12 protein-coding genes are annotated in these 15,069 nt (G+C 36.1%); 5 read left to right on the top strand and 7 right to left on the bottom strand.

Features of this window, described 5'->3' with window-relative positions; all coding sequences use genetic code 11:
- Positions 1 to 5: 5 nt before the first annotated feature.
- The 7 genes from J3D55_RS14455 to J3D55_RS14430 all read right to left on the bottom strand — a co-directional run bounded on the left by J3D55_RS14455 (position 6) and on the right by J3D55_RS14430 (position 5,946).
- A complete protein-coding gene (locus J3D55_RS14455; protein ID WP_259132176.1) occupies positions 6 to 959 on the bottom strand; it encodes an ATP-grasp domain-containing protein in 954 nt (317 codons plus the stop codon).
- A 55-nt stretch (positions 960 to 1,014) separates the two neighbouring features.
- The gene (locus tag J3D55_RS14450; RefSeq protein WP_259132174.1) at positions 1,015 to 1,728 is read right to left on the bottom strand and encodes an alpha/beta hydrolase-fold protein; all 714 of its coding nucleotides are present in this window, start codon (positions 1,726 to 1,728) and stop codon (positions 1,015 to 1,017) included.
- Between the two features lie 38 nt (positions 1,729 to 1,766).
- Positions 1,767 to 2,045 (bottom strand): hypothetical protein, encoded by a 279-nt coding sequence (locus J3D55_RS14445; RefSeq protein WP_259132172.1) that lies wholly within the window; start codon positions 2,043 to 2,045, stop codon positions 1,767 to 1,769.
- A gap of 5 nt (positions 2,046 to 2,050) precedes the next feature.
- On the bottom strand, positions 2,051 to 2,824 hold the full coding sequence (locus J3D55_RS22350) for an ATP-grasp domain-containing protein (protein ID WP_310467060.1): 774 nt from the start codon (positions 2,822 to 2,824) through the stop codon (positions 2,051 to 2,053).
- A complete protein-coding gene (locus J3D55_RS22345; RefSeq protein ID WP_310467058.1) occupies positions 2,742 to 3,200 on the bottom strand; it encodes an ATP-grasp domain-containing protein in 459 nt (152 codons plus the stop codon). Before J3D55_RS22345 ends, J3D55_RS22350 begins: the two co-directional genes overlap by 83 nt.
- A 204-nt stretch (positions 3,201 to 3,404) precedes the next feature.
- On the bottom strand, positions 3,405 to 4,820 hold the full coding sequence (locus J3D55_RS14435) for a M17 family metallopeptidase (RefSeq protein WP_259132170.1): 1,416 nt from the start codon (positions 4,818 to 4,820) through the stop codon (positions 3,405 to 3,407).
- 4 nt (positions 4,821 to 4,824) lie between these two features.
- Entirely contained in the window at positions 4,825 to 5,946 is a 1,122-nt protein-coding gene (locus tag J3D55_RS14430; RefSeq protein ID WP_259132168.1) for an alpha/beta hydrolase-fold protein, read from the bottom strand.
- Between the two features lie 219 nt (positions 5,947 to 6,165).
- Between J3D55_RS14430 and glgB the strand changes: the two genes are divergently transcribed.
- The 5 genes from glgB to J3D55_RS14405 all read left to right on the top strand — a co-directional run bounded on the left by glgB (position 6,166) and on the right by J3D55_RS14405 (position 15,047).
- Positions 6,166 to 8,115, top strand: coding sequence for a 1,4-alpha-glucan branching protein GlgB (gene glgB / locus J3D55_RS14425; RefSeq protein ID WP_259132166.1), 1,950 nt, complete (start codon positions 6,166 to 6,168; stop codon positions 8,113 to 8,115).
- Positions 8,116 to 8,124: 9 nt separating this feature from the next.
- Entirely contained in the window at positions 8,125 to 9,531 is a 1,407-nt protein-coding gene (locus J3D55_RS14420; RefSeq protein ID WP_259132165.1) for a glycogen synthase, read from the top strand.
- A gap of 79 nt (positions 9,532 to 9,610) precedes the next feature.
- Entirely contained in the window at positions 9,611 to 10,879 is a 1,269-nt protein-coding gene (locus J3D55_RS14415; protein WP_259132164.1) for a glucose-1-phosphate adenylyltransferase, read from the top strand.
- 189 nt (positions 10,880 to 11,068) lie between these two features.
- The gene (locus J3D55_RS14410) at positions 11,069 to 12,109 is read left to right on the top strand and encodes an SRPBCC family protein (protein WP_259132163.1); all 1,041 of its coding nucleotides are present in this window, start codon (positions 11,069 to 11,071) and stop codon (positions 12,107 to 12,109) included.
- A 124-nt stretch (positions 12,110 to 12,233) separates the two neighbouring features.
- A complete protein-coding gene (locus tag J3D55_RS14405) occupies positions 12,234 to 15,047 on the top strand; it encodes a 2-oxoglutarate dehydrogenase E1 component (protein ID WP_259132161.1) in 2,814 nt (937 codons plus the stop codon).
- Positions 15,048 to 15,069 lie beyond the last annotated feature (22 nt).

The raw sequence follows: 15,069 nt of genomic DNA, 5'->3' as shown, positions 1-15,069 counted from the left end.
ATGTTTTATTTTACAGAATCTTTTACGAAAGTTCCCCAAGAGATATTGGGTTTTCCCGGAACATATTCTTTTGCTTTTTCAATGGCTAATTTTGCAGAATGCTCTACAATCCACGCAAAATTTTCTTCACCTACAGAATTTCTATCGGCATCCGGAGCCGGATTACAAAAATCGATGGCGTAAGGAATTCCGTCTCTTATCGCAAATTCTACCGTGTTGAAATCGTAGCCTAAAGCTTCATTCATTTTAATGGTATAATCGTGAATTGTTTTTAATAATTTTTCCAATTCTTTACCTTGAGTCTGATGGGTTGTCTCATATCTCAAATGAGGAGCATTTCTCGGTTCATACGGCATAATATGAACATATTTCTGCCCAAGACAATAAACTCTGTAATAATCATCAAAAACGATTTCTTCCTGAACCATCATGACCAGCTGTTCTGTTTCGCCTAGTTTATTCCAAAGATCTTCCGGGTTTTCTACTCTGTAAACGCTTTTCCAGCCACCACCATCGTGCGGTTTCATATAAGCTGGGAAACCAACGTAGTCGAAAATGTACTCCCAGTCGTGTGGAAATTTTAAATTTCTGAATGACGTTTCTGTAGTATCTGTAGGTCTTTCATGGGAAGGCAGCAATACCGTTTTCGGAAGCGGAATTCCCAGTTTTGACATCAATGCATTATTGAAAAACTTTTCGTCTGCGCTCCACCAAAATGGGTTGTTGATGACGTAAGTTCCGTTTAATGCAGCATTTTTCAGATAAGCTCTGTAGAAAGGAACGTCTTGTGAAATTCTGTCGATAATCACTGCATAACCATAATCTGCGCCTTGTTCCAGCTTGTCGATATTCACTGGTTCAGCAATGATTTCTCCGCCTCCCAATTCATTTACTTTATCGATAAAAGCCCAAGGGAACGTGTCTTCCATACCGAATAGAATTCCTACTTTTTTTGCCATAATTGTATGTTTTATTTTATATTTTGTTGTTTGATTTTTAATAATAATTAAATTGTTAAGAGAAGAATGCTCCAATAAAGTTTGGGAAAACCATTCTCCAAAGTGGCCAGTCGTGATTGATCCACTTTCTTTCGTCATACCAGAAATCGATTCCTTTTGATCTTAAAATTTCTGACATTTCGATGTTTTTATCTTTACAAATATCCTGATCGGAAGTGCTTAAAACAATGTGCATATGTTTGTATTTCCAGGCTTCGTCGTTTTTTACAAACTCTCTCGGACAGTTAAAATAAACCAGCTCATCAGAATATCCATCCATAAAATTTCTAATACTGAAAGCTCCCGAAAGACAAAATAAATGTGAAGCAACATCAGGAAATCTGAAAGCGAAATTCGCAGCATGATAACCTCCGAAACTAGCTCCTGCAAAGGCAACGCGATGTACTTTATGGATCTTTTGAATATAAGGCACAAACTCCTGAATCAAAAACTGAACATATTTTTCATAATTTTTAATCCTTTGTTTCGGAGAAATATTGTCATCATAAAAACTCCACGCATCAATGGTCTGAATATTATAAAGCTTTACTTTTCCCTGTTCAATAAACCAATTAATACTTCCATTCAAATGAAAATCATGGTTTTGGGTGTATTGCCCTTGTGAAGTCGGGAACATGATGATCGGGTGACCATAATGACCTGTAACTTCTACTTTAAGGCTCATTCCTAAAATATGTGAGTAAAAATCTGTATGCTCTATCTGCGGCATTTTTTTCTTATTTAGATTTAAAATTATGCTCTTGAGAATTATATAAATTTAATAAATTCAATTCCGCCAAGTCGATCGTTTTCAAGAATATCTAAGACAATTGTTTTAAATTTCGGATGTTCCATAACAATATTTTCTTTAAACTGCCATTTTGAACCTTGCTGATTTGCATTCGCAAAATCAACAAATTTGTAATAAGCCTTGCTTTCCCATTCTCCTGATTCAATTGTCTCTAAGTTACTTATTAAGTTAGATTCCTTAGGTGAATTATATTTTATAAAATCAATAATTTCTTGAATATTAATAGCTCTGTTCATTAAAATTATGAAGTCGGTTTGCTTTTTGGAGGAAGAATATTCAACATTTCTGCATGAATTTTCTCTGCCGCATTGTCTAATCTTTCCTGAACGATGATAGAATCACTTGATTTGTAAACAATTCCTACATGATAATCAATCGGTAAAAATTTCACCGCTTCTTTGCATTCAAAATCATTATAATCGGGTTCTTTATCTTTAATTAAAGCGATGATTAAGCCTGAATAATATCCTGTAGGTTTAGAAACCTCATAGTTTTCCCCCCTCAGCAACGAATCTTCAATTTTTGCCCACTCTCTCCAGATGTTGATATTGCTTGAAGCCTCTACCAAATCAGGGATATGTGCTCCTCCAACTCGTGAAGAAGTTTCAAGGAAATAATATTTTCCGTCGTCTTTGCTTCGGATAAATTCTGTGTGCGTCGCACCGTTTAATAATCCGAAATTGGAAAGAACTTTTTCATTGGCTTCATCAAGAGCCTTAAATTCATCCGAATATCTTCCCAATGTTTTCGTTCTGAAAACCCCTCCTTCATGGGAAACCTGCATGGGTGGAGCAAGGTATTTTGAAGCAGAAGTGAAAACGATATTTTTATGAAATGTAAGACTGTCAACGTGATAAACATCGCCTGGTTTGAAGCTTTCCAGAAGGAACAAATGACGTTCTTCTCCAAGCGCATTCAAAGCTTCCCAAAGATCATCTTTGGATGTAAGTTTTTTTATACCCGAAGCCGAAGCTTCCGAGCGGGGTTTTAAAACCCAGGGAGCAGGAAACTTCATCAACGAAACGATTAACCTCGTCATTATTAAAAACCGCCGTAAACTCCGGGACATTGATTCCCGAATCCTTTGCTTTTTGCCTCATCGCCAGTTTATCTCTGAAATAGCGGTGGGTAGTTTGTCCCATTCCCGGAATCCGGAAACTTTCTCTGATGAGGGCAGCTTTTTCTACATCGTAATCGTCTAATGCAATAACGGCATCTACTTTTCTGGTCTGCATCAGGTGGGAAAATCCCTGAACAAGATGATCGAGATTCCAGACGGAAGGCTTTACTTCAGGCATGTAGAATACTTCGTCTATAGCATGCCATGGCCAGTTTTTGTCTTTAAGATTTTCTGATGTTACTAAGATTATTTTATTACCGAGCTTTTTCATTTCGTCCATGAAATCATAACCCTTGTAATAGCACGAAATGCATACTATTGTTTTCTCCTCCATATAATGTTTTTAAGTTTTTGATGAGTTTTCAAAAATAAAAGCTAATTTTTATTGATTATTTAATGTTAAATAATAAAATATGATGCGCTTTTGAAAAATCCTATTTCAATTATACTGAGAATTTTTGTAATAAACTAATTTTTAGTGATAATTTTCGATTAAATCTGCCAATAATTGCACTCCAAAGCCGGTTGCAGCTTTTTCCTTTGCATAACCCACGCTTCCGAAAGCAACGCCTGCAATATCCAAATGTGCCCATTTTGGGTGGTTTTCTATGAATTCTTCCAAAAATTTTGCGGCAACAATGCAATCACCGATCGGTTTCATCGAAATGTTTTTCAAATCTGCAACATCAGACCGAATATCGTCTTTCCAAACATCCCAAAGTGGCAAATTCCATAATCTCTGATTGGTTTTGTCGCCGGTTTTTATTAAAATATTTTTTAATTCCTCATTGTTGGAAAACATGGCACCACAAGTATCGCCGAACATTCTCACTGAGCTTCCCGTTAAAGTCGCAAGGTCAATCAGGAAGTCTGTTTTGAAGTTTCTTGCCATGTAAGAAAGTCCGTCTGCCAAGATCATTCTGCCTTCTGCATCGGTATTTAAAATCTCGATCGTTTTTCCGTTATAAGCCGTAATGACGTCACTTGGAAGGAAAGCATTTTCGGAAATTGCATTGTCTGTAATGGGTAAAATAGCAACAATATTTACAGGAAGCTGCATTTCTGCGGCATAAATCAAAGTTCCTAAAACGGCTGTTGCGCCACCCATATCAGACTTCATATAGTGCATATTGTCAGGGTTTTTCAGAGAGATTCCACCTGTGTCGAACAAAACGCATTTTCCGACTAATCCGAAAGTTTTGGCATTTTTTGCGGTCGTTTTATATTCCAGAATAGTGAAAGCGGCGTCATAAGCGCTTCCTTGATTCACGGAAAGATAAGCGCCCAAACCAAGTTCCTCACATTTTTTTCTGTTGAAAGAGGTGTATTTGATGTCGTATTTCTTTGCTAAATTTTTAAGATATAAACTGAAAGTATCCGGTTTTTTGAGGTTTGCAGGTTTATTAAGCCAATCCTGACAAGCAATTTGTCCATTGCTTAAAGCCAAAGATCTCTGACTGATATGATCTAATTTTTTCTGACTCGTGTTTTCAAAATGAAGCTCAAATTTTGCATTCCAGAAAGCATGCGTTTTTTCGAAAGGGTAGTTGTAAGTTCCTATTAAAAGTCCTTTTACAAATTCTTCGAATTGTTTTTCGGTCATAAAATCTGCTAAAATCAAAGTCGGAACTGCCTGCAAATTCTTTTTTTGACTTTGAGAAAATTTATGGGCAACCTGCTGAATTTCGAAGTTCTGCAAGGTAGATTTCCCTAAACCAATAAAATAAGTAATGCCTTCTTCATGGGCGTTTACAAAGATTTCATTTTTCTTTCCTGTAAAAAACGTAGCAATGTTTTTATTGAAATTTTTACTCGTTTTCGTCCATTCTTCTTCAGTAAATAAATGAAAAACCTGAGTGTAATTTTTATTTTTCTTGTTAATTAACTTCATAATTTTAATTTTTAATGCTTGTTTGTTGCGGTTTTACTTCTACCGGATTTTCTGTATTATCGTAATAAAGCCATTCTATTGCCCTTGGAAATTCCTGCGACCAATAAAATTCGTTGTGTGTTCCTTCCGGATTAATGTTTGTTCTAAATTCAAAATCGAATAGATTTTTCTTTTCCCAGCGTTTTAAATATTCTTCAAAAACATGAATTCTTTTTACCATTTTTGCACCTTCCTGACCGCCTCCGTACAAATAAATTTTAGTTTTAAAAGGGACACGAAAACTCATCAGCGGAAAATTATTATTAGCTTCAACCCAAAGTGAAGGGGAAAAAATTAACAATTTAGAATAGACTTCAGGGTAAAGAAAACCACCGTAAATACTAATTAAAGCGCCTAACGAACTTCCTCCGATTCCAGTATTGTCTCGGTCTCTTTTTGTGCGGTAATGTTCGTCTACAAAAGGTTTCAGAGTATCGGTAATGAAGCGGATGTATTTTTTTCCTTCCGAGCCGTGTGCTACATTATCGTTGTCAAAAATATATTCCTTAATCCTTTCCTCGCTTCCGTGTTCTATGGCAATTACGATAACGTCTCCACGTCCGTATTCTGCAAGGATGGATAGTTTTTTGTCAATTTCCCAATTTCCGTAGCCGCTTCCTTCATTGAAGAGATTTTGGGCATCCTGAAGATACAAAACAGGATAACTTTTGTTGGAGACATAATAATCGTAGGGGAGAAGTGCCCAAACCTTGCGATAACGCTCAAGTTGGGGAATGTAAAACTGTTCCGAAATGATTTCTGCAATTGGGAAATATTCATCTTTGAAAGGTCCCCAATTCAACCTCCATTTTTCAATACTATCAGAAACTTTGCCCGTGGATTTCGGAACTTTTCTGTTCGGAGTGATGTTTCCGTATTGATCGAGTTCTACGTTCTCCCAACCTCCTTTCGTAAATTTGTATTCAATAATGTTGGGTAAAATAGAATCTTCAATTTCGATAAAATAATTTTGACTGTCTAGTTTTGTAAATTGATAGCGGGAATCTTTCGGATTCCAATTGTTGAAATTTCCAGTGATGTATATTGCTCTATCATCACTTTCTTTTGTATAAAGTTCAAACCTCATCATATGCGTTTAATAAATTCTAAACTCTAAATTTATAAAAAATCTTTTTATATCAAATTATTTTTAAAATCATGAAAGAGTGAGTAAAAAAACTATATATTTGATAGAAACATAGGATGGAAGGCGATTAACATAATGATTATTTCAATAATAATTAACAGTACCTGTTTATATTTTTCGTAGTTTCAATGAAAATAAAAAATTTAAATTAAAACCGTGATGAATTCGGTTAAAACATATACTCTTTTTACGGATCAGGATATTTATCTTTTTAAAGAAGGTAAACATTATAAGCTGTATGATAAATTTGGGGCACATTCTGCCGAAAAAGATGGTATAGAAGGCGTTTATTTCTCGGTTTGGGCTCCAAATGCCAAAAAAGTTTCAGTAATAGGAAACTTCAACAACTGGAACGATAAAGACCATATTTTGTTTCCGCGATGGGACGAATCTGGGATTTGGGAAGGTTTTATTGCAGGGTTGACTTGGGGAACTTTGTACAAATACGCTATTGAAACTCCTCGCGGAGAAATTTTAGAAAAAAGTGATCCTTATGCTTTAAGCTGGGAACAAAATCTTCAGGCGGCATCGATGGTTTCCACAACCTGGTACGAATGGAGAGATAAAAACTGGCTCGAAAACCGCTGGAAAAAAAATAGTCTTAAAGCTCCGATTTCCGTGTATGAGATTCATTTGGCTTCATGGGTCAGAGAAAGTGACGATCAGAAAAAGTTTTTGAATTACCGTGATATCGCCAAAAAACTCGTACCTTATGTAAAAGAGATGGGTTTTACGCACGTAGAATTCATGCCCGTTATGGAATATCCGTATGATCCGAGTTGGGGATATCAGATTACGGGATTTTATGCAGCGACTTCGCGTTTTGGTTCACCACAGGATTTAATGTTTTTGATTGATGAACTTCACAACAACGATATTGGTGTTATTTTAGACTGGGTTCCTTCTCATTTTCCGGGTGATGCCAATGGTTTGCACAGATTTGACGGTTCTTTTTTATATGAACATGAAGATCCGCGAAAAGGTTTTCATCCCGATTGGAAATCCTATATTTTCAATTACGGAAGAAATGAAGTGAAGTCTTTCTTAATTTCAAATGCCATGTTTTGGCTGGAAAGATATCATGCAGACGGATTGCGTGTAGATGCGGTAACATCGATGCTTCATCTCGATTATTCAAGGAATGAAGGAGAATGGGAACCCAATATTCACGGCGGAAATGTGAATTTGGAAGCAGAAGTGTTTTTGCAGGAGTTTAATACGGCTGTTTATAAAGAATTTGGAGATAATATCATGACGATTGCAGAAGAAAGTTCAGATTTTCCGATGCTGACGAAGCCTGTTCATGATGGTGGCGTCGGTTTTGGAATGAAATGGATGATGGGTTGGATGCATGACACCTTAGATTATTTTAAAGAAGAGCCGGAAAACAGAAAGTTTCATCATCATAAACTGACTTTTGCGTCGATGTATATGTATAATGAAAATTATATGATGCCCTTGTCACACGATGAAGTGGTTCACGGAAAAGCAAGTCTCATCTATAAAATGCCGGGAGATGAATGGCAGAAATTCGCTAATCTTCGTGCGTTGTACGTGTATATGTTTACGCATCCGGGAGCGAAACTGCTTTTTATGGGTGATGAATTCGGACAAACCGGTGAATGGAATTTTAGAAAAAGTTTAGATTGGGATTTGCTGAAATATCCTGTTCATAAAGGTTTGCAAACTTTAGTTAAAGATTTAAATCATATTTACAGATATGAATCTGCTTTTTACGAAAATCAATTTAATCCAAACGGTTTTGAATGGTTACAGGCGGATGATGTAGATAATTCTGTTTTTGTATATTTAAGGAAAGGAAAAAAACGTGATGATGTTTTTATGGTGATTTTAAATTTAACACCCAAAGTTTTAGATTATAAAATCGGTGTGAATGCAGGAACGCATTGGGAAGTTATTTTCAATTCCGATGATGAAAGATATGCAGGAAGTGCACTAAAACCTAATGTTTTCAAAGAACAGTATGAAGATTATATGCACCATCCGAAGTCGATCAGTTTAAATTTACCTCCTCTCGCAGGAATTATTTTAAAACAGAAAAGAGACAAAAAATATAAAATACAAAGAATTAAGCAACACAAAAGATAAAAGGCAAAAATGGTAGTTTATCATCTAAGTACGGAGTGTTATCCGATAGCAAAAGTGGGCGGTTTGGCAGATGTAGTCGGAGCTTTACCGAAATATCAGAACAAAATAAAAGGTGTTGATGCTAAAGTCGTTATGCCTTGGTACAGCAAACCTTTTGTTTACGATCATGAGTTTGACATAGTTTTTGATGGCTTTATTCATCAAGGGTCAAACATGCTTCAGGTACAGGTTTTTAAGGAGAAAACCGATGTTTTGGGATTTGAATTATACATGGTAAAAATTCCGGGGCTTTTGGATCGTGAAAATCCTTATGGTTATCAGGATGAAAGTTTCCAGTTTCTGGCTTTTCAGCATGGGGTTTTACATTGGCTGAGTGCGATGAAAATTCGTCCGGATGTCTTGCATTGTCACGATTATCATACAGGATTGGTTCCTTTTATGATTGAACATTGTGGCGAATTTGAGTTTTTAAAAGGTGTAAAAACGATCGGAACCATCCACAACGGCGAATATCAGGGAATGATGAGCTGGGAAATGGCAAACTATTTGCCTTCTTTCGATCAGTACAAATGGGGCTTGATGGATTGGAACGGATATATAAATCCTTTGGCAAGCATGATTAAATGTTCAACGGCTTTTACAACGGTTTCTCAAGGCTATCTTGAAGAACTTTTCGTAAGTTTCAGAGGATTGGAAAGTCTGGTTCGAGATGAGTTCGGAAAAGCGTACGGAATCATCAACGGAATTGATACCGAAGTTTGGAATCCCGAAACCGATCCGATGCTTGATTTTAATTATGGTATTAAAGAGGTCATTGCTAAAAAGAAGAAAAATAAAGAAAAGCTCTGTAAAGAATATGGTTTAAAACCTGAGCTTCCGTTGTTTGCTTTTATCGGAAGATTTGCAACGGAAAAAGGGGCAGATTTTCTTCCCGATGTAGTCTGGAAAAGCATTAAACAAAGTTATGGTGCATTAAATATCATGATTTTGGGTTCGGGAAATTCTTATATTGAAAATAAATTGAAAGAATACGATTATACTTACTCCAATTTTGCATTGGATGTAGGGTATAAAGAATATCTTTCGCACAAAATATATGCTTCGGCAGATTTTTTACTGATGCCTTCAAGAGTTGAACCTTGCGGATTGAATCAGATGTATTCCATGAGATACGGAACGGTTCCGATTGTACGATATACAGGAGGTTTGAGAGATACGGTAGAAGATATTTCAACAGGTGGAGCGGGAATTAATTTCACCTATCCCGGAGTTGATGATATTATTCACGCGATGAACAGGGCATTATTGGTTTATAATCAAAAAGATGAAATGAAAAATCTGATCTATGCGAATATGAATTTTGATTTTGCATGGGAGAAATCAGCGGAAAAATATATAGCTTTATATAATAACTAAAGCTTACTAAGAAAGGGAAAATGAAGCTGGTATAAAGGAAAAATAATATTAACCAAAAGATAAAACGCAACATACACTTATGAATCGCAACGTTATTTCCATTGTTTTGGGAGGAGGTAGAGGAACGAGACTTTTTCCTCTTACCTATTCAAGATCAAAACCGGCTGTGCCTATTGCAGGAAAATACAGATTGGTGGATATTCCTATCTCCAATTGTTTAAACTCAGGATTGAATAAAATTCTTGTTTTAACACAGTTTAATTCAGCTTCTTTAAATTCTCATATTAAAAATTCTTATCATTTCGATATTTTCAGCAAAGGTTTTGTAGATATTTTGGCTGCAGAGCAGAATGTTGAAAATGAAAGCTGGTATCAGGGAACAGCAGATGCGGTTCGTCAATCGATGAAGCATCTGGAAAAATATGATTATGATTATATTTTAATTCTTTCGGGAGACCAGTTGTATCAGATGGATTTCAGGGAAATGCTGGATTTCCATATCGAAAATGGCGGCGATGTAACCATTGCTACGATTCCTGTAAATGCTAAAGATGCGACAGGTTTCGGAATTTTAAGTTCCGATGATGAAGGAAATATTACTTCATTTGTTGAAAAACCGGGTTACGATGTATTAGATGGGTTAAAATCTGAAGTTTCCGAAGAAAATAAACATGCAGGAAAAGAATATCTTGCTTCGATGGGAATTTATATTTTCACGAAAACGATCCTTAAAAAGATGTTTGAAGAAGGAGCAGGAGATGATTTCGGAAAAGATATCATTCCAAATTCTATCGGAAAATATACAACACTAAGCTATCAATATGAAGGATATTGGACGGATATCGGAACAATTGAGTCTTTCTACGAAGCCAATTTAGATCTTTGTCAGGATTTTCCTCAGTTTAATCTTTTCTCGTCTTCGCCGATCTATACAAGAGCGAGAATGCTTCCGCCGTCGAAAATCAACGGTTCTTACGTAAGCAAAGCAGTTTTCGGAGACGGCTGTATCATTATGGCAGATAAAATAGAAAATTCAGTGATTGGAAACAGAACAAGAATCGATAAAGGAAGTACAATCGTGAATTCTTATGTAATGGGTGCCGATTTTTATCAGGATACCACGGAAATTGTACAGAACGACAGAAAAGGTCTGCCAAATATGGGAATCGGGAAGTACTGTTATATTGAAAAAGCAATTTTAGACAAAAACTGTTATATCGGAGACAATGTAAGAATTATCGGCGGAAAACACATGAAAGACGGAGATTACGGAACACATTCAGTGCAGGACGGAATCATCGTTGTGAAAAAAGGGGCGATTGTGAAGCCGGGAACTCATATTGGGTAATAAGCAGGAAGTTTGAAGCCGGAAGAGGGAAGTCTCAATGATTTAAATTAATTTAAAATTATTCATAGAAATTGAGCGGTTGCATATCAACTTCCAACATCCATTCCTCCATCTTCATCCTTAAAAATAAATTAAAACAAGAGTGATCAACATATTGGTCACTCTTGTTATTTTCTATACATTTGTGCAATGCGTTTTTTTAAGATCATAGCGGTATTTATTGTTTTAGTGATTGGGGCTTATGCGGCTTCCATGTATTATTTTGTGGATGAAAATAAAGACTTTGAGATTGAAAAGGAGGTAGATTATCCTTTGGAGAAAGTTTTTTTACAGTTCAATAATCTGCAGAATTTTACCCGTTGGAATAATTTCTTTACGAGTTCTCAATCCATTGATATCGATTATTATACACCTTACGCAGGACAGGGAAGTTCCATCAGTTATGCAGATCCTAAAAAAGATACAGACGGAGAGATGTTTATTCGTTACGAAAAAGAAAACAGAGCATTGAGATACCAGCTTTTCGAGGACAAAAACGAAAATCCGACTGTTGTTGAAGTTAAATTTAAAGCCGTTTCAGCAGAAAAAACAAAAATAACCTGGGTTGTTCATACTCCGAAATTATCAGTATTGAGTAGGGTTAAAAACTTCTGGACAGAAGACAAATTTGCCGAAAACATTGATAAAAGCATGACGAATCTTAAAAATGTTTTAGGAAATAAAGTTGAAAAAGACAATCAGATGGCTGCCATAAAATACGACAGCTTGATGGTAGAAAAAGAAGAGGAAAAGCTTTTATTGGGAATCAATGTAAGTACTGCCAATAAAAAAGACGCACTTTACAAAAACATCGTGATGAATTATAACAAAATTTATAATTACACAACGATGGATTTGGGTAAAAAAGATGATGAATTCGGATTTCCGGTGTTAATTACGGATGCAGATAATTATAAGGACAAAGAAGTGTCTTATTTCCTTGGGATTCCTTTATCCAAAAAATTCGGAGTTACAGATAACAATTTTAGTTTCAGAAGCCAAAGTCCTACCCAAAATTATGTAATGTATTACAAAGGAGCTTATGAAGGGAGAGTAAAAGCAATTCAGCAGCTCGTTCAGAAAGCGAAAAATGATGAAATGCGCTTTGGTGATATTCGCCAGACTTTCATCGAACGCCCGATGGACGATCAGGATGTTAATATGAAGCTCTCATTATCAGTATTTAAGTAAATCGACCGGATTTATTTATTTTATAGTTTTTTTAATAGTTTAAAGGCTGTTCTAAGTCGGTTTTTTTTATTAAATTTGAGGATTAATTCTACAAACAAATTTTAATAACAGATAAACTGTAATAATGGACAGATTTTCATTCCTAAACGCAGCTCATTCTCAGTTAATTGAGGATTTATACCAACAGTACTTAAAATTCCCGGACTCTTTAGAACCATCATGGAAAGCCTTCTTTCAAGGTTTCGATTTTGCCTTGGAAAACTATGGTGATGATGATAATATCCAATATATTCAGGTTCCGGCAGCTTCGGCTCCGGTAGTGCAGCAAGCAACTCAGGCAGCATCGAATGGTGAGGTTCCCGAGCATATCAAAAAAGAATTCAAAGTTGTAAACCTTATTGAGGCTTACAGAATGAGAGGGCACTTGTTTACAAAAACAAATCCTGTAAGAGAAAGAAGACACTATACTCCGACTTTAGACATCGAAAACTTCGGTCTGGATAAGTCAGATTTAAATACAAAATTCAATTGTGCAGTTGAAACAGGGATGAAAGGTCCTGCAACTTTACAGGAATTAATCACGCACTTAGAAAACATTTATTGTGATTCTATCGGTGTTGAGTATATGCACATCAACAATGTTGAAGAAAAAGATTTCATTAAGCAATGGCTTCAGGTTAACGAAAACCATCCAAACCTTTCTGCAAACGAAAAAACGGAAATTTTATTGAAATTAAATCAAGCGGTAGCGTTTGAAAATTATCTTCATACAAAATTCGTTGGACAAAAAAGATTTTCATTAGAAGGAGGTGAAACTTTGATTCCTGCATTGGATCAGTTGATCTCAAGATCTTCGCAATTGGGTGTTGATGAGGTTGTATTGGGAATGGCTCACAGAGGTAGACTGAATGTATTGACAAATATTTTCGGTAAATCTTACAAGCAGATTTTCTCAGAATTTGAAGGTAAAGAATTTGAAGAGGATGTATTCTCAGGTGACGTTAAATATCACTTAGGTTCTTCCAGAAAAATAAAAACAGCTTCGGGAGAAGAAGTGGCTATCAATTTGACTCCGAACCCATCTCACCTTGAGACCGTTTCGGCTCTTGTTGAAGGGATCTGTCGTGCAAAAGTGGATGATAAATACAAAGATTATTCTAAAGTTTTACCAATCATTATTCACGGTGACGGAGCTCTTGCTGGTCAAGGTATTGCTTACGAAGTTGCTCAGATGATGACTTTGGAAGGATACAAAACGGGTGGTACGGTTCATATTGTTGTAAATAACCAGGTTTCATTTACAACCAATTATATGGATGCAAGATCTTCTACGTATTGTACAGATGTTGCTAAAGTGACAGAATCTCCTGTAATGCACGTAAATGCAGATGATGCAGAAGCTGTTGTTCATGCCATTCATTTTGCGGCTGATTTCAGAGCTAAATTCGGTAAAGATGTTTATATAGATTTATTAGGATACAGAAAATATGGTCACAACGAAGGTGATGAGCCAAGATTTACACAGCCTAATTTATATAAATTAATTTCTAAGCACCCGAATCCGAGAGAAATTTATAAAGATAAATTACTAAAGGACAACGTTACATCAAACGATGTTATTGCTAAAATGGAAGCAGATTTCAAAGGTCTTTTAGATAAAGATTTTGATGCTTCTAAAGAGATCGAGAAAAACGTAATGGACTTGTTCATGGCAGAAGACTGGACAAACTATCCGCTTGGAAAAAGAGGAGCAGTTCAGTTGCCTGTTGACACAAAATACGACTTAGAAAAGCTAAAAGAATTGGCAATTAAAATGTCAACGCTTCCTGCTGATAAAAAGTTCTTAAATAAAATTACAAGACTTTTCGAAAACAGAATCAAGGCTATTGAAGGAAACTCTTTAGACTGGGCTCTTGGAGAATGGTTGGCTTATGCTACACTTCTTGTGGAAGGTCACAACATCAGAATTTCTGGTGAAGATGTGGAAAGAGGGACTTTCTCTCACAGACATGCGGTTGTAAAAACTGAAGATACGGAAGAAGAATATGTTCCTTTAAAAGAAGTTTCAGACAGCAGATTTGATGTATTCAACTCTCACCTTTCTGAATATGGAGTTTTAGGTTTCGATTACGGGTATGCGATGGCTTCTCCTAATACATTGACGATTTGGGAAGCGCAGTTCGGAGATTTCGTAAACGGAGCGCAGATTATTGTTGATCAATATTTGGCTGCTGCAGAAGAAAAATGGAAAATTCAGGACGGTTTGGTGATGTTGTTGCCTCACGGTTCAGAAGGACAGGGTGCAGAACACTCTTCAGCTAGACTGGAAAGATTCTTAACGCTTTGTGCAAACGAAAATATGGTAGTGGCGAATATCACTTCTCCTGCCAATTATTTCCATTTATTAAGAAGACAATTAAAATGGGCGTTCAGAAAACCATTAATTGTAATGAGTCCGAAATCATTGTTAAGACATCCAAAAGTGGTTTCTCCGCTTGAAGACTTCTCAAACAAAGGGTTCCAGCCAATCTTAGACGATCCTACTGCAGATCCTAAAAAAGTAGAAAAATTAGTGCTGTGTTCAGGTAAATTATACTTCGAATTATTAGCTAAAAAAGAAGAATTAAATGCTGAAAATATCGCATTGGTAAGATTCGAGCAATTGTATCCGTTACAAACAGATGCAATCGAAGCGATCTTTAACAAATACGAAAACAGAAAATCAATCGTTTGGGCTCAGGAAGAACCGGAAAACATGGGAGCTTGGTCTTACATTTTAAGAAACTTCAGAGATACAGGAATTCAGGTAATTTCTCCGGTACCAAGTGGTGCTCCGGCTCCGGGAAGTCACAAAATGTTTGAGAAAAACCAAAATGCAGTGATCAACAGAGTATTCGACAGAGACGACGCTCCTGTAAAAAGACCTGTGACAGCTTAATTTAAAATAATAATCATTAAAA

The organism is Chryseobacterium ginsenosidimutans, from assembly GCF_024807225.1.
GTDB classification, from domain to species: Bacteria; Bacteroidota; Bacteroidia; order Flavobacteriales; family Weeksellaceae; genus Chryseobacterium; species Chryseobacterium ginsenosidimutans.
This window is presented reverse-complemented; position numbering and strand designations above follow the sequence as displayed.